11 protein-coding genes are annotated in these 17,111 nt (G+C 52.5%); 3 read left to right on the forward strand and 8 right to left on the reverse strand.

Annotation, left to right across the window (positions count from 1 at the left end):
* Window positions 1-7 precede the first annotated feature (7 nt).
* From pqiC to rlmKL, 5 genes are all read right to left on the reverse strand, one after another.
* Complete coding sequence (gene pqiC / locus ACIPUG_RS03335; protein WP_400337281.1) at window positions 8-574, reverse strand: membrane integrity-associated transporter subunit PqiC; 567 nt, start codon at window positions 572-574, stop codon at window positions 8-10.
* Window positions 574-2,241: an intermembrane transport protein PqiB gene (pqiB, locus tag ACIPUG_RS03340; protein ID WP_400337283.1), complete on the reverse strand. Its 1,668-nt coding sequence runs from the start codon at window positions 2,239-2,241 to the stop codon at window positions 574-576. The genes pqiC and pqiB overlap by 1 nt, the downstream gene beginning before the upstream one ends.
* Window positions 2,201-3,577 carry a membrane integrity-associated transporter subunit PqiA gene (gene pqiA / locus ACIPUG_RS03345; protein WP_400337285.1) on the reverse strand — a complete coding sequence of 459 codons (1,377 nt, stop codon included), beginning with the start codon at window positions 3,575-3,577 and terminating at the stop codon, window positions 2,201-2,203. The genes pqiB and pqiA overlap by 41 nt, the downstream gene beginning before the upstream one ends.
* Window positions 3,578-3,672: 95 nt before the next feature.
* Window positions 3,673-5,601: an ABC transporter ATP-binding protein gene (locus ACIPUG_RS03350; protein ID WP_400337287.1), complete on the reverse strand. Its 1,929-nt coding sequence runs from the start codon at window positions 5,599-5,601 to the stop codon at window positions 3,673-3,675.
* 3 nt (window positions 5,602-5,604) lie between these two features.
* On the reverse strand, window positions 5,605-7,722 hold the full coding sequence (gene rlmKL / locus ACIPUG_RS03355) for a bifunctional 23S rRNA (guanine(2069)-N(7))-methyltransferase RlmK/23S rRNA (guanine(2445)-N(2))-methyltransferase RlmL (protein ID WP_400337289.1): 2,118 nt from the start codon (window positions 7,720-7,722) through the stop codon (window positions 5,605-5,607).
* Between the two features lie 110 nt (window positions 7,723-7,832).
* Between rlmKL and ACIPUG_RS03360 the strand changes: the two genes are divergently transcribed.
* Window positions 7,833-8,936 carry a YcbX family protein gene (locus ACIPUG_RS03360; protein WP_400337291.1) on the forward strand — a complete coding sequence of 368 codons (1,104 nt, stop codon included), beginning with the start codon at window positions 7,833-7,835 and terminating at the stop codon, window positions 8,934-8,936.
* Window positions 8,937-9,008: 72 nt separating this feature from the next.
* Here ACIPUG_RS03360 and ACIPUG_RS03365 read toward each other — a convergent pair whose 3' ends face one another.
* From ACIPUG_RS03365 to pepN, 3 genes are all read right to left on the reverse strand, one after another.
* The gene (locus ACIPUG_RS03365) at window positions 9,009-9,596 is read right to left on the reverse strand and encodes a cell division protein ZapC (protein WP_014915124.1); all 588 of its coding nucleotides are present in this window, start codon (window positions 9,594-9,596) and stop codon (window positions 9,009-9,011) included.
* Between the two features lie 201 nt (window positions 9,597-9,797).
* On the reverse strand, window positions 9,798-10,808 hold the full coding sequence (pyrD, locus tag ACIPUG_RS03370) for a quinone-dependent dihydroorotate dehydrogenase (protein ID WP_039495995.1): 1,011 nt from the start codon (window positions 10,806-10,808) through the stop codon (window positions 9,798-9,800).
* 205 nt (window positions 10,809-11,013) lie between these two features.
* A complete protein-coding gene (gene pepN / locus ACIPUG_RS03375; protein WP_400337293.1) occupies window positions 11,014-13,629 on the reverse strand; it encodes an aminopeptidase N in 2,616 nt (871 codons plus the stop codon).
* A 223-nt stretch (window positions 13,630-13,852) separates the two neighbouring features.
* On the opposite strand from pepN, the gene pncB reads away from it, so the two are divergent.
* Entirely contained in the window at window positions 13,853-15,058 is a 1,206-nt protein-coding gene (gene pncB, locus ACIPUG_RS03380) for a nicotinate phosphoribosyltransferase (protein WP_400337295.1), read from the forward strand.
* Window positions 15,059-15,444: 386 nt separating this feature from the next.
* Window positions 15,445-16,845 carry an asparagine--tRNA ligase gene (gene asnS / locus ACIPUG_RS03385; protein ID WP_039276421.1) on the forward strand — a complete coding sequence of 467 codons (1,401 nt, stop codon included), beginning with the start codon at window positions 15,445-15,447 and terminating at the stop codon, window positions 16,843-16,845.
* The last annotated feature ends 266 nt before the right edge of the window (window positions 16,846-17,111 follow it).

The following is a 17,111-nucleotide window of genomic DNA, read 5'->3' on the forward strand; positions in this document are numbered from 1 at the left end:
GTCATCGTTATTTCAGCGTATCCGCCTGCTGGGCAATCGACTGGGAAACCTGCTGCCAGCCTTGCGCCAACGTTTTCACTAGCGCGTCATAGCCGTCTTCCGTTTGTGGTAGCACTACGCTAAAGGGTCGCTTAACCACTTTGCTCTGATAGGTCAGCATCCACTCTCCGCGCACGATAACATTGCCATCATAACGGCCGTGAAAGCCCGTAACCGTCACGTTTAGCAGTGCCTGATCGCTTCCCTGCGGCTGCGTGGTCACGACCCAACCGGGCAGTTTATGCCCCAGGTTCGTCACCAGCGCCTGCTGCAATTGCTGATCTAACGGGCTCGCCCACAGATTGTTACTGGCAATGACATATTGCACATCGTTAGTCTGATAAACCAAGCCTGCATTGGCGAGATAATCTGCCACGCTGACATGTTCCACCCATAGCGGGTGACCCTGAGTCACCACAGCCTGTGGCGTATTGGCATCCGCGATTGTCGGCAGTTGATAGTACGTTTTCTGCGTATTGCTACTGCTGCACGCGCTCAATACCAAAGCCAGAACCAGTGTCCATGCTTTCATCATTATTTTGCCCTCTTCGGCTGAGGATCCTGACTACCCGAGGCCTCAAAGACCAACGCATTACTTTTCTCATTCAGGGTACGCAGCACAGGCTGTAGCTCCCGTAGCACCTGATCCAACCGCTGCATATCCGCCACCATCTTGTTATACGCCGGTGAGCCGGGCTGGAAGCCTTTCATACTGCGATTCAATTCAAGCAACGTTTTTTGCATATCTTCCGGCAGATCCTGCATCGCTTTGCTGGACGTCAGCTTGTTCAGCGTTGCCATCGTTTTTTGCATTTCGCGCAGCGTTGCCTGACTTTCCGTCAGCGTCTTCGTGGCTTCATTGACCATCGGGTTCAGCGGCAGGTTATTCACCTTATCCAGCACGGCCATCAGCTTCTGCTGAATCTGTGACAGGCCACCGTCAATGGTAGGCAGAACCGGGTAGCCGTCCAGAACGAACAGCTGTTTATCCACTTTCTCTTTTGGATAAAAATCGAGATCGATATAGAGCGCGCCCGTCAGAAGGTTAGCCGACTTCATCGACGCGCGCAGCCCCAGCGACTGGGCTTGCTGCAGATGCTGTTCAAAATCGAACGAGCCGCCAATCTTCTTCTCGAACCGATCGGGTTCAATACGAATCAGCACCGGAATGCGATAATCATCATCCAGATCCTGCTTCATATTTTTTGGGAAAAATGGCGCTTCGGCAACCGTGCCCAGTCGAATGCCGCGGAATTCAACTGGCGCCCCCGCCTGTAGACCACGGATCGATTCGCTGAAGAACAGCAAATACTCTTTATATTCGGTGTATAGCGAGTCCTGAATACTGCGCTGGCTATCAAACAGTCGGTACTGCGCCATTGTCTTGGCCGCATCGCCCAGTTCCCACCCGGCAGGGACATCAAAGCTCACGCCACCGCTGAATAGCGTAGTCAGCGACCCCATTTCGACACGCATGCCCTGCGCCGACATATCGAACGCGACGCCGCTGTCTTTCCAGAAACGGACGTTGGTCGTAACCAAACCGTCATACGGCGCAGAGATAAACAGCTGGTAGCGCATCTTGCGCGCTTTCGGATCGAATTCGCTGGTTTCCACCGACCCCACCCGATAGCCGCGGAACAGAACCGGATCGCCTGCATTCAACTGCCCGGATTGCTCGCTGTCCAATATCACCCTAATGCCTTTCGCATCCGGCGAGGCCAGCGGCGGCGCATCCAGCAGGGTAAACTCGCTTTTACCCTCTTTACTGGCTCCGGGCTGTAGCTCAATGTAAGCGCCGGATAAGAGCGTCCCCAAACCGGAAACGCCTTCGCGACCAATTTGCGGCTTCACCACCCAGAAAGCGGAGTCCTGCTTGAGCAGTTTATCCATACCGTCATGCAGGCGTGCTTTGATCTCCACTCGGTGGAGGTCGTCACTCAGCACGACGCTCTCTACCACCCCAACGTCTACGCTACGGCTTTTGATGGCAGTTTTTCCCGCTTCAATCCCTTCTGCGTTGCTGGTAATCAGCGTAATTTGCGGCCCCTGATGGCTGAAATGGTAAAACAGTATCCAGGCACCGATCAGTACCGTGACAATCGGTACAATCCAGACCGGAGACCAGCGTTTAATTGTTTCTACATCCGCAATGGCATGGTTATCTTTCGCCAACGGCAGGCTCCTTATGAAGAACATCATCGCGACGATCCCACAACAAACGGGGATCAAACATCATCGCGGCAAACATGGTCAGAATCACCACGGCCGCGAACAACACCGCCCCAACGGCGGGATAAATACTCATCAGGCGACCGATGCGCACCATCGCCGACAAGACGGCAATAACGAACACATCAATCATCGACCAGCGTCCAACAAACTCAACCATCTCATAGATGACATGCATGCGCTCGCTGTCTTCCGTTTTTTTGGTTTTGCCATTGGCCTGCCAGCAAAGCCAGCCTAGCGCCAGCATTTTTAGTGATGGCACCATGACGCTGGCAACAAAAATCACCAGCGCGACAGGGTAAGACCCCATTCCCCACAGCAGGATGACGCCCGACATAATCGTCGATCCCATGCGATCGCCGAAGGCTTCGGTCACCATGATCGGCATCAGATTCGAGGGGATATACAGCATGACGGAGGTAATCAGCAGTGCCAGCGTCCATTGCAGGCTGTGCTTCTTACGGGCATGCCCACGTGAGTGGCAGCGCGGGCATATTAACTGGTTGGCTGGCAGAATAGCGGTGCAGCATGAACACGAGCGCAGCCCTTGCGATAGCCCGCTTTGTCCCAGAACCGGTGGCGCAGGCAGCGCGGGCGGCGGCACGATGTCATTCCACAGCCAGCGGCGATCGAGGCTTTGGAAGGCCAGCAGCTGTAGCAAACAGAACAGGACAAAAGGCATAAAACTGGTGCCGATGCCGATGTCACCATAGGCCATGAGTTTGACAAAGCTGACCAGCACGCCAGCCAGAAAAATCTCTGCCATCCCCCAGCTTTTGAGGTGGAACAGCATTTTGCCCAAACTTTTTTTCAACGCCAGCGGTAGCGAAGCATGCAGGCAAAGCAGAATGAGCGTCGCCATACTGAAAGCCGGGACCAGTTGGACAAAAAGCATAAACAGCGTCGCGACGCTGGCATAGTTTTCCGCCACCATCACTTTAGGAATTTGTATCAGGGTAATTTCGCTGGTGATCCCCGCAACACGCATAGAAACGAAGGGGAAGAGGTTTGCCAGCAATAGCATAAATAGCGCGCTCACCGCATAGCCAACCGGCCGTTTACGCGGTTCCGTCTGGCAGCTGGTTAGTGCAGTTTTACAGCGTGGACAGGTCGCTTTCTGGCCGTGTAACAGCTCAGGTAATTCCACCAGCAGGTCGCACTGCGGGCAAAGCATATAGTCATCATGGTGATGATGTTCGTGTTCAGGGCTATGCTCATGAGCGGGATCACGTTGAAGATCGTGTTTGTCTTGATGACGCTCTTTTTGTTGAAGATCAGGGTCATGCCGATCGTGATGGGAACACACGCATTCTCTCCTTCAAAACGTCGTCAGCTTATGACTGAAAGCCCATCAATACGAGATGTTGCGCCCGTATTGATGGTGTCACACAACCACGCGTATTAGCCGTTTTTCTGTGCTTCCAGCTCTTCCCAACGTTCGAAACAGGTTTCCAGCGAGCTTTCCGCTTCCGCCAGAGCGCTTAAGACCTGCTGCGTTTCGTCATGTGGACGGCTGAAGAAATTGGCGTCGCTCATCTGTGCTTGCAACGACGCAATTTCTTGCTCCAGTTGCTCAAGACGCAGCGGCAACTGATCTAATTCGCGCTGCTGGTTATAACTTAATTTCCCCGCGCTTCGTTTAGCGGACGGTGCGGTGCTCGCCGCCGGCGCTGTTGCGGTTACTGCTGGCGCAGCCGTCGTTCGCAGTGGCGTGGCCGTGGCACGCTGCTGTTGTGCGTCGTAATACCCACCGACAAAGCGGGAAATCTTGCCGTCACCTTCAAAGATCCAGCATTCAGTCACCGAATTATCGACGAATTGACGGTCGTGGCTGACCAGCAGAACCGTTCCCTGATAGCTTTCGATTAACTCTTCCAGCAACTCCAGCGTTTCCACGTCCAGATCGTTGGTCGGTTCATCAAGAATCAACAGGTTGCTGGGCTTAAGGAACAAGCGCGCCAGTAGCAGGCGGTTACGCTCCCCACCCGAGAGTGCTTTTACTGGCGTCATGGCACGTTTCGGATGGAACAGGAAGTCCTGCAAATAGCCCAACACATGACGTGAGCGGCCGTTGACCATCACTTCCTGTTTACCTTCCGCCAGGTTGTCCATCACCGTACGTTCTGGATCGAGTTCAGCACGGTGCTGATCGAAATAGGCAACTTCCAATTTTGTGCCACAGTGCACACGACCGCTGACCGGCTCCAATCCACCCAGCATCAATTTTAGCAGCGTGGTTTTACCGCAGCCATTCGGCCCCACCAGCGCAATCTTGTCGCCACGCTGTACCTGAGCGGAGAAATTGCGCGTCAGCACTTTCTTTTCACCCAGAGAACCCTGGTCAACATGATAGTTCACGTCCTCCAGCTCAAACACAATCTTGCCGGAGCGGGCGGCTTCTTCAACCTGCATTTTCGCCGAGCCCATTACTTCACGGCGCTGCGCGCGTTCCTGACGCATGGCTTTCAGCGCCCGCACGCGACCTTCGTTACGGGTACGACGAGCTTTGATGCCCTGACGGATCCACACTTCTTCCTGCGCCAATTTGCGATCGAACTCCGCATTTTGCAGATCTTCCACCCGCAGCGCTTCTTCTTTCCCTTCCAGATATTTATCGTAGTTACCCGGCCAGGAAACCAGCTTACCGCGGTCAAGATCGACGATACGGGTTGCCATATTGCGAATAAACGAACGGTCATGGGAGATAAAGATAATGCTGCCCTGGAACGTTTTCAGGAAGGTTTCCAGCCAGTCAATGGTTTCAATATCCAAGTGGTTAGTCGGTTCATCCAGCAGCAGCACACGCGGCGAACTCACCAGCGCTCTGCCGAGTGCGGCTTTACGCAGCCAGCCACCGGAAAGCGAAGCCAGCGGCGCATCGGCGGACAGACCAAGTTGTTCCAGCACTTCGTGAATGCGGCTTTCCAGCTGCCACAGACCCTGATGCTCCAGAACGTCCTGCAACTTAGCCAATTGATTCAGGTTCTTTTCGCTCGGATCACTTTCCACCAGACGCAGCATGGCGTGATAGTTTTTCAAGTGATCCGCCTGTGCGGCGACCCCTTCAGCAACAAAATCAAAAACGCTACCAGCAACATCCCGCGGGGGATCCTGTTGCAGGCGCGCGACAATCAGATCCTGTTCATAGGTGATACGACCATCATCCAGCGGGATCTCTTTGGCCAGAATTTTCAGCAGGGTCGATTTTCCGGCACCGTTGCGGCCAACCAGACAAACGCGTTCATTCTCTTCGATATGGAGTTCGGTGTTATCCAACAGCGGCGCATCGCTGAACGACAGCCACGCACCTGAAACACTGATTAAAGACATCGGTTACTTTTCCTCACCGGCATGCGTTAGCAGCCAGCAGTTATGAATTTGACGATTACGGGCAAAATCCTGCGATTGGGTCTGCGCGGTAATTTCTTTGGCGTTCAGCCCCAGCGCGGTCAGGCCAGCGGTATCCATCTGGAAGCCGCGTTTATTATTCGAGAACATGATGGTGCCGCCACGGCGCAGCAGACGTTTGAGATCCTTCATAAGCGCCAGATGATCGCGCTGGACATCAAACGACTCTTCCATGCGTTTTGAGTTGGAGAAGGTCGGCGGGTCAATAAAGATCACATCGAACTGTTCACTGGCGTTATGTAACCATGACAGGCAATCCGCCTGAATCAGGCGATGCTGACGCCCGGTCAGGCCATTCACCCGCAGGTTTTTCTCAGCCCATTCCAGATAGGTACGTGACATATCGACGGTGGTCGTTGAACGTGCGCCGCCCAGTCCAGCGTGTACGCTAGCCGTGCCGGTGTAGGCAAACAGGTTAAGGAAATCTTTGCCACGGCTCATCTCACCCAGCATTTTGCGGGCGATACGGTGGTCGAGGAATAGACCAGTATCGAGGTAGTCGGTCAGGTTGACCCACAGCTTGGCGCCAAACTCTTCCATCAGCAGGAAATCGCCTTTCTGCGCCAGTTTCTCGTACTGGTTTTTGCCCTTCTGGCGTTCGCGCGTTTTCAGCACCAAACGGTTCGACGGTAATTCCAGCACGCTCAGCGTCGCGTTGATCACATCAAACAGGCGCTGGCGGGCTTTCTGGGCATCAATGGTTTTCGGTGGCGCATACTCTTGAACGACAACCCAACTGCCGTAGCGGTCAACCGCCACATTATATTCAGGCAGATCGGCATCGTAGAGGCGATAGCATTCAATTCCCTGCTGCTTCGCCCATTTCTCCAGCTTGCGCAGGTTTTTACGCAGACGGTTGGCAAAGTCTTCTGCGATTTGCCCCGCAGATTCACCCTGCGTTTCCGCCAGTTGATAATTTTTCTGCACGCAGTCCAGCGGGCCGTTTTTCGCTTTGAATTGGCGCTCGGCGCGCAGTTGCAGACAGCTCAGCAGCTCCGGCGATGCACTGAACAGCGAAAGCTGCCAGCCACCAAAGTCGCTTTTCATCTTACGACCCAGCATATTGTGCAGGGCAATCAGCGCGGGTTCACTTTCCAGACGCTCACCGTAAGGCGGGTTGCTGACAACCGTGCCTTTCGGGCCTTCCGGCAGTGGATTTTTTAGCTGTGCGGCATCCCTCACGTCGAAAGAAATCAGTTCGGCAACGCCTGCACGACGCGCATTGGCTTTGGCGATCTCAATCACTCGACGGTCGTTATCCGACCCGAAGAAGCGCGATGTCGTCGCCTGTAACCCCTGACGAGCGCGCTGCTGTGCTTCGGCCGTCACTTCACGCCATAGCTCAGTATCGTGTTTTAACCAGGCGTTAAACCCCCAGTGCGTACGATGCAAACCGGGCGCGCGATCGGACGCGATCATAGCGGCTTCGATCAGCAACGTACCGGAACCACACATCGGATCGACCAGCGGCGTGCCACTCTTCCAGCCAGAACGTAAAACAATCGCCGCCGCCAGATTCTCTTTTAGCGGTGCCAGCCCCGCCAGATCGCGGTAGCCGCGCTGGTGCAAGCCGTCGCCGCTTAAATCCAGCGACACGCTGGCCGTATCACGCTGCAAAAAGACATTAATGCGAATATCCGGCTGCTGTTTCGCCACGTCTGGACGCTGTCCGGTTTTGCGCGTGAAGCTATCCACAATCGCATCTTTAACTTTTAATGCGCCGTACTGACTGTTACGGATATCTTCATTGGTACCGGTAAAATGCACGGCAAAGGTTTTATCGATGCTGAAGATCGTTGACCAGTCAATCGCCTGCACGCCCAGATACAGATCCAGATCGCTGTGTACCTTGAATTCATTCAGCGGCAGCAGAATGCGCGATGCCAGACGGCTCCACAGCAGGCTCTGGTACAGCAGGCGATTGTCACCCTCAAAATGGACACCGCCCTGCACAACCGCACAGGACTGCGCACCCAATGATTCGAGTTCGCTTTTCAATAACTCTTCCAATCCCCGCGCCGTACTGGCAAACAAAGCATTCATGTCGTCACTATCACCAAAAAATAGATTCATAAAAGAAATTGAGGCGCATTATAGCTAATCCGAGACGCTTGTCATAAAGTTGCCGTTTTACTTTGGCAAGGAACAGGTCAGTGATTGGCGTAACGCGGCTTTATATTCATCCGGTAAAATCGATGCGGGGGCTACAACTGTCCCACGCGATGGCGTCTGTCAGCGGTTTGGCGAACGATCGTGCCTTCATGATTACCGAATCGGATGGCACATTTATTACTGCCCGCCAGTATCCGCAGATGGTGCTATTTACCCCCGCCTTGTTACCCGATGGACTGTTTATTGCCGCGCCGGATGGTCAAACGGCCACGATACGTTTTGCCGACTTCACCGAGGCACCTCAGCCGACAGAAGTCTGGGGAACGCACTTTACGGCGCTCGTCGCCCCTGAAGCCATCAACCTCTGGTTAAGCCACTATTTTCAGCGTGCCGTACAGCTTCGCTGGGTGGGCAATGAGCCATCGCGGCGAGTTAAGCATTATCCTGATGTTCCTCTGGCATTTGCCGATGGCTATCCGTTTCTGTTAATTAATGATGCCTCATTTCAGGCGCTGCGCCAGCGCTGCTCCGCCGGTATTAAAATCGAACAGTTTCGCCCCAATCTGGTCGTAACAGGCGCGGAAGCCTTTGCCGAAGACAGTTGGAAGACCATTCGGATTGGCGAGGTTATTTTTGACGTCGTCAAACCTTGCAGCCGCTGTATTTTCACCACCGTCAGCATCGAACGTGGCCGGAAGCAGCCGTCAGGAGAACCGCTGGCCACGCTGCAATCTTTCCGTACTGCCGAGAACGGTGACGTTGATTTCGGGCAAAACCTGGTCGCCAGAAATACGGGCATCATTCGCGTAGGCGATACGCTAGAAGTCTTAGCGACCAAGCCGCCACGTCCTTATCGTTCTGGTCAGGTGGTTGAAAGCCTTGTCGTCCCCGAAAAAAGCGAACAGGCCGTCACCATCCACTATCAGGGAAAATCATTACAAGGGAACAATCAGCAGATTTTACTGGAGCAGTTGGAGCAACAGGGTATTCGAATCCCCTATTCTTGTCGGGCAGGATTGTGCGGTTGCTGTAAATTGACGTTAGTCAGCGGAGAGGTTTCCGCACTGAAGCAAAGTGCCATCAGAGAAAACGGCGAGATTCTTACCTGTAGCTGCATTCCGCAGAGTGACGTTCAGTTGCAATAAAAAAGCATCTGCAATAGTCGAAGAAAAGCCAGCGTACATGCAGTTTGAAGTCTGACGAGTATAGCCGAGGGTTTAGACCACCTTGGCATACTCAAATGCCGACGTGCCCTCGCCCAACGTGGTTTCCCACTCAGCCCTATTCTGAACGACGGCAGGCATGAGTCTGTCGTGCATGATTTTGATGGCGTCACCCAGCCCCATGGTTTTTCCGCTTAATGACAGCTGTTCTTGTGCCAGCAGACAGAGGCAGGCTTTATCCCCTGCTTCCGCTACCAGAAAACAGGCCGTTTCATGGGTTTCAGTGAGTTGAACCTGCACAACATCACCCGCCTGCGGCGAATACGTTACGGCATCCGGCTGTTGAATGAAGTGCCAGCTTTTTGGCATAAGCGGTTTTAGGAACCGACTTGCGACCAGCGCATTAAGAACTAATTCGCCCTGGAGGTCGCGATGCAGTGCCGCTTTCTGACATTTATCGTTATAGGTAAAAAATAACGCGGCATCGTCGACACAGAATGCACATTCATTGAATGCATCCGGCGTTAGCATTTTAGACGGAAAACGAGAACGGAATAACATGCCGTTAGCCAAATCCAACATCAGGCGGTCGTGTTCGGTATCAAAATACCAGCGCCAGTTATCGTCAGGTTTTAACTTCATATTATTTACCCTTCGCCTTCATAGTAGAAATATCAGAAATGGCTGATTGTGTTTTCTCACATCACAATAATCGTTCATCGTCACAAACATTGCGGCAAGAAGATCAGTCATCCGTTGATAGATTATTTACGCAAACGGATAAAATATAGACTAGCCGGGGGGATAAATAAACCCCCAGCTAAAAATGAAAGGCATTTCGGATTAAATATGTGTAACGATATCTTTAATCAGGCGTGGACCGTGGAAAATAAAGCCTGAATATATCTGTACCAGCGACGCGCCAGCCGCCATTTTTTCGCGTGCGGCGACCAAAGAATCAATTCCGCCAACGCCAATAATCGGTAAACGTCCCGCTAATTCCTGTGACAAACGGCGGATAATTTCCGTGCTGCTTGTCTGCAACGGACGTCCACTTAATCCTCCGGTTTGCCCGCAGTGGTTTAATCCCTGAATCAGTTTTCTGTCGAGTGTCGTATTGGTGGCAATCACGCCATCGATGTTATGGCGAACCAGACTGTCGGCAATTTGGATCAATTCTTCTTCAGAAAGATCCGGCGCGATCTTTACCGCCACGGGAACATATTTCTGATGCTTATCTTTTAATTCCGCCTGCTTGTTCTTTATCGCCAGCAAAAGATCGTCCAGCGCTTCACCATATTGCAGGCTGCGTAATCCCGGCGTATTGGGCGACGAAATGTTGATCGCGATATAGCCTGCGTGAGGATAAACCTTATCCATACAGATCAAATAATCGTCTTTGCCTTGCTCAACCGGCGTATCTTTATTCTTGCCGATGTTGATCCCTAATACACCGCCAAAACGTGTTTTCTTTACATTCTCGACCAGATAATCCACGCCTTTATTATTGAAACCCATCCGGTTGATCAATCCTTCCGCTTCCACTACGCGGAATAATCTTGGTTTGTCATTACCGGATTGTGGACGCGGCGTTACCGTCCCTACTTCAATAAAACCAAATCCCATTGCGCCTAACGCATCAATACATTCGCCGTCTTTATCTAATCCCGCCGCCAGACCGAGTGGGTTTTTAAAAGATAATCCCATGCAGGTAACGGGTTTAGTCGGAACAGATTGGCGAACGAGAAATTCAAAAGGCGTGTTGGTAATACGGCGTAATTGTTGGAAGGTCAGCTCATGTGCTCGCTCTGGATCGAGCTGAAACAGGGCTTTTTTGATAACGGGATAGAACATATTGTCTCCTGAGATCCCTATCGCAAAGGTATCTTGCCTACGCTGGAAGTAAGCAATCGTGGATTACGGTTTAACTCACGGTCGGTGATGGTAATTCCATCTTTGCGGAAAGTAAAACGTTTGCGGGAACGGGGAATCGTGATGCGGAAATTATCGCCACACGCGGCAGGATACCGCGTGTGGCTGTGCTAATCGCGTGGCAGGATTAGTTTTGCAGTGCCTTGCTGATCTTCTCGAACAGATCGCCAGACAGATTTTCCAACGCCTTCAGTTGCTCCAGCGCCTGACGCATTTGCGCCTGACGTTTAGCATCATAGCGTTTCAGACGGATCAACGGTTCGATCACCCGCGCCGCGACCTGCGGATTACGGGTATTTAGATCGGCCAAAATCTCCGTCAGGAAGCGATAGCCGCTGCCGTCTTCGGCATGGAAAGCCGACGGATTCGAGGCCGCAAACGCCCCCACCAGCGAACGCAGGCGGTTAGGATTGTTCAGGCTGAATGAACGGTGTTGCAGCAGCTCGCGCACGCGGGTCAGCACATCGGCTGCCGGGCTGGTCGCTTGCAGCACAAACCATTTATCCATGACCAAGCCATCCTGATGCCAGCGGTTATCAAACTGCGTCAGCAGGTCATCACGCACCGGCAGTTGAGCCTCAACCGCCGCCGACAGCGCTGCCAGCGAATCTGTCATGTTATCCGCCTGACGGAACTGCGCCTGCACCAGTTTATCCGCCTGCGCTTCATCGCTGAATGCCAGATAATGCAAGCAGACGTTGCGCAGCGCGCGTTTGCCCATATCCGCGTGTTCGATGCGATATTGCGGCGCGTGATTCGCGTGGTATACCGCCAGCCACTCATCCGCCATCTCTTTCGCCATCGTACGCGTCATACTCTCACGCACGGCAGCGATCGCCGTCGGATCGATGATGTCAAACAGCTCGGCAATCTCGTTTTCGCTCGGCAATGTCAGAATCTGAGAAGCCAGCATCGGATCCAGTTGTTCATCCAGCAACACGCCACGGAAAGCATCGACGACGTGCATCGGTACGGAAAGCGGCTGTTTCTGCTGATAGCGGGAAACGTTCAGACGAATATAGTTGGCCAGCAGGCTCTGTGCCGCATCCCAACGCGAGAACGCATTACTGGCGTGGCGCATCAGGAACGTCAGTTGTTCATCGCTCCAGGCATAGTTCAGTTTTACCGGCGCAGAGAACTCACGTAATAAAGAAGGAATTGGTCGGCAAGGCACCTGATCGAAAATGAACGTCTGTTCGGATTCGGTCACATTAAGCACCGACGCCAACAGCTGGCCGTCTTTCTGTAGCGGAATGACCTGCCCTTGCGGATCGTACAGTTCGATATCCAACGGAATGTGCAACGGCAGCTTCGGCTGTTTGTCGGCACCGACTGGGGTCATCTGGCTCACGCTCAGCAGATATTGTTGCGTCTGCGGATCGTAATCATCACGCACAGTCAGCACCGGCGTACCCGATTGGCTGTACCAGCGGCGGAACTGCGTGAGATCGACACCGGAGGCGTCTTCCATGGCCTGCACAAAGTCATCACAGGTTGCCGCGCTGCCGTCGTGACGCTCAAAATACAGACGAATACCAGCCTGGAAGCCTTCTTCACCTAATAAGGTATGCATCATACGGATCACTTCCGATCCCTTTTCATAGACCGTCAGCGTGTAGAAATTATTCATCTCGATCACCTGATCGGGACGAATCGGATGCGACATCGGGCTGGCATCTTCAGCAAACTGTGCGCCGCGCATCACACGCACGTTATCAATGCGGTTCACCGGACGCGAACCCAGATCGGAGCTAAACTCCTGATCGCGGAACACCGTCAGCCCTTCTTTCAGGCTAAGCTGGAACCAGTCGCGGCAGGTGACGCGGTTACCCGTCCAGTTGTGGAAATATTCATGTCCGATCACCGCTTCAATATTCAGATAGTCTTTATCCGTCGCGGTTTCCGCCTTGGCCAGTACGTATTTAGAGTTGAATACGTTCAGCCCTTTGTTTTCCATCGCCCCCATGTTGAAGAAATCAACGGCGACGATCATATAGATGTCGAGATCGTATTCCAGACCGAAGCGCTCTTCGTCCCACTTCATCGAATTCTTCAGCGAGGTCATCGCCCAGCCAGCGCGATCGAGGTTGCCACGGTCAACAAACAACTCTAATGCAACATCGCGACCAGAACGTGTCGTGAAGCGATCCTGAAGGACATCAAAGTCGCCAGCAACCAGTGCGAACAGATAAGCGGGTTTCGGGAAGGGATCCTGCCATTCAATCCAGTGGCGGCCGCCTTCCAGCTCCCCTTGCGCGATACGATTGCCGTTAGAGAGTAAATAAGGATAGCGGGCTTTATCCGCTGTGATGCGCGTCGTGAATTTCGCCAGCACATCTGGACGGTCGAGATAGTAGGTAATATGGCGGAACCCTTCGGCCTCACACTGCGTACAGAGCGCATCGCCAGAAAGATACAGCCCTTCCAGCGCGCTGTTAGCGGCGGGATTGATTTCCGTTTCGATGCTGAGCGTAAAACGTGCGGGTAATTGTGTCAGAATCAGGCCATCGTCCTGCTGCTGGTAATGTGTCCACGGCTGACCATCAACGCTCAGGCTAATCAGTTTCAGCCCTTCGCCATCCAGCTTCAACGGCGCGCCAGCGTCCCCCTGCAACACCACCTGACTAACGGCTTTTACGTGAGTTTTTTCAGCATGGAGATCGAAATCCAGTGCAATGTCGGTAATGGTGTAATCCGGCGCACGGTAGTCATGGCGATATTTTATTTGCGGCTGTTGATTCATATAAAGTTTCCACCTCGTCATAAACATCAAAGATCAAGTCTAAGCCTGTTATCTTAATGTTACCACGACAAAATAATGAGGATAATCATCGTACCGTGGTTCATTCCCGCACGTCTCGCTATGTTGTCGTAATGTAATAAACGGATAATCAAGGTATACTGACCGAACATTGCTGATTGTCCCAATGGTGGATAAGCATCTTACAAGGATGCTGTAACGCATTATGACTTTGCACACTTCCCCGATTCTGCACTCATTGCTGGATACCGATGCCTACAAGCTGCACATGCAACAGGCGGTGTATCATCACTATTATGATGTCGACGTTGCGGCTGAATTTCGCTGTCGCGGTGATGAGTTATTAGGCGTTTACGCCGACGAAATAGCCCATCAGGTCGATCTGATGCGTTTCTTGTCATTGAGTGACGATGAGTTCACCTATCTTTCTTCTCTGCCGTTCTTTAAGCCTGATTATCTCCACTGGCTGCGGGACTTCCGTTTTAATCCGCAGCAGGTTTCGATCAAGAATCATGCGGGAAAGCTGGATATCCGCATTACCGGGCCATGGCGTGAAGTGATTTTATGGGAAGTTCCCTTGCTGGCCGTGATCAGTGAAGTCGTGCATCGCGATCGTTCACCTCACATTACGACTGAGCAGGCGCTTGCCCAACTGTCAGCCTCACTAGAGAGCTTCCGCCAGAACAGCGCGGATGTGGATCTCAGTCGGTTCAAGTTAATGGATTTCGGCACGCGTCGGCGTTTCTCTCGTGATGTCCAGCAGACGATTGTTACAACGCTGCGGGCCGACTTCCCTTATCTTATCGGCACCAGCAATTACGATCTGGCACGCCGTTTGGATATCACGCCTGTCGGTACGCAGGCACACGAGTGGTTTCAGGCGCATCAGCAGATTAGTCCGACGCTAGCAAACAGCCAGCGTGCAGCGCTACAAATGTGGCTACGTGAATATCCGACACATTTGGGCATTGCGTTGACCGACTGCATCACGATGGATGCCTTCCTGCGCGATTTCGATTTGCCGTTTGCCGAAGCCTATCAGGGGTTGCGTCACGATTCCGGCGATCCGGTCGATTGGGGCGAAAAAGCCATTGCGCATTATCAGCGCCTGAACATCGATCCGATGAGCAAAACGCTGGTCTTCTCCGACAATCTGAATCTGGATAAAGCGCTGACGCTGTACCGTCATTTCGGGCAGCGCGTGAATCTGGTATTTGGTATCGGCACGCGCCTGACGTGTGATATCCCCGGCGTGAAACCGCTGAACATCGTGATCAAGCTGGTGGAATGCAACGGCAAGCCGGTGGCAAAGCTCTCCGATAGTCCGGGTAAAACCATCTGTCAGGATCAGAACTTCGTGTGTGAGTTGCGCAAAGCGTTTGACCTGCCCCGCGTGAAAAAGGCCAGTTAAGGCTCTCCCATATACCCTAAATAATTCGAGTTTCAGGCAGGCGGCAAGAGAAGGCATCCCGATGAGCTTACTCAGGTAAGTGATTCGGGTAACTGACAAATCTGCCTTTGGCAGATGTGAACGCTGCTTGCAGCGGCCCCAACGGGGCGAGGCCCACGTCAGTGTGCCGAGTAGCGCAGCCAACGCACATGCAACTTGAAGTATGACGGGTATTGACCAACTTTGCAGCAGATTCACCGTCATGAGCGAAAACTTCGCGCCATTCCGGTGATTTCTGCTTGTGTCCTGTTGCATCGCAAGTAACATAGCAAATGGCTCGGATTGGGCCATTTAGCGTTTTAACCACGATATTTTTCTTAAACACGATTAATTAAAGAGAGAATTTTATGAGCGTAGTGCCTGTAGTCGATGTACTGCAAGGCCGTGTCGCCGTTGACAGCGAAGTCACCGTGCGCGGCTGGGTACGTACCCGGAGAGATTCTAAAGCCGGTATCTCCTTTATCGCCGTTTATGACGGCTCCTGCTTTAATCCATTACAGGCTGTCGTTAATAATAATCTCTCCAATTATCAGGATGACGTGCTGCACCTGACCACTGGTTGCTCCGTTGAAATCACCGGTAACGTCGTCGCGTCTCCGGGTGAAGGCCAGAGCTTCGAGCTGCAAGCCACCAACGTCAATGTTGTCGGCTGGGTTGACGATCCCGATACCTACCCGATGGCGGCAAAGCGCCACAGTATCGAATACCTGCGTGAAGTCGCGCACTTGCGTCCACGCACCAATTTGATCGGTGCCGTTGCCCGCGTTCGTCATACGCTGGCGCAAGCGATTCACCGCTTCTTCCACGAGAACGGTTACTTCTGGGTATCAACCCCGCTAATTACTGCATCCGATACCGAAGGTGCGGGTGAAATGTTCCGCGTTTCTACTCTCGATCTGGAAAACCTGCCGCGTACCGAACAAGGTAAAGTGGATTTCAGCGAAGATTTCTTCGGTAAAGAAGCGTTCCTGACCGTATCCGGCCAGCTGAATGGCGAAACCTACGCCTGTGCGCTGTCCAACGTCTATACCTTTGGCCCAACGTTCCGTGCAGAAAACTCTAACACCAGCCGCCATCTGGCTGAGTTTTGGATGATCGAACCAGAAGTCGCTTTCGCCTCTTTGGATGACATCGCGGGTCTGGCTGAGAACCTGCTGAAATATGTTTTCCAGGCCGTGCTGAACGAGCGTGCCGATGATATGGCGTTCTTTGCCGAGCGCGTAGATAAAGAAGCCATCACCCGACTGGAAAAATTCGTCAGCTCCGACTTCGCACAGGTAGATTACACCGATGCCGTCGAGATCCTGTTGAACTGCGGACAGCAATTCGAGAACCCAGTTTACTGGGGCGTCGACCTCTCCTCCGAGCACGAGCGTTATCTGGCAGAGCAACACTTCAAAGCACCGGTTGTCGTTAAAAACTACCCGAAAGACATCAAAGCTTTCTATATGCGTATGAATGACGACGGTAAAACCGTTGCCGCGATGGATGTTCTGGCACCGGGAATCGGTGAAATCATCGGTGGTTCTCAGCGTGAAGAGCGTCTGGCGCAGTTGGATAGCCGTCTGGAAGAGATGGGACTGAATAAAGAAGACTACTGGTGGTATCGTGATTTACGTCGTTACGGCACCATTCCACATTCCGGTTTCGGTTTAGGTTTTGAACGATTGATTGCCTATGTTACCGGTGTACAAAATGTGCGCGATGTTATTCCTTTCCCACGCACACCACGGAACGCCAGTTTCTAAATAAAAATTTAATATAAGCAAAACAAATATGTAGAAAAGAAGAGTCGGGTTTCCCGGCTCTTTTTTTTTAATTTTTGTTATGCCTCACAAAGTTCCCTGATTTTTACATTTAGACACACATTATTTCTATTTGTTACTCGATTACGAAGTTTGTAGCATCTTTAGGGTGGATTAACTGGCGAGTGAATGGAAAACTGCGTTCAGACACAGGAAGACACCAAACTTTCAGGAATAGTTCCGTAAAGAATTATTTATGGCAGTGGCAG

The sequence above is a fragment of the Pectobacterium sp. CHL-2024 genome (assembly GCF_044751765.1).
Classification (GTDB): domain Bacteria; phylum Pseudomonadota; class Gammaproteobacteria; order Enterobacterales; family Enterobacteriaceae; genus Pectobacterium; species Pectobacterium brasiliense.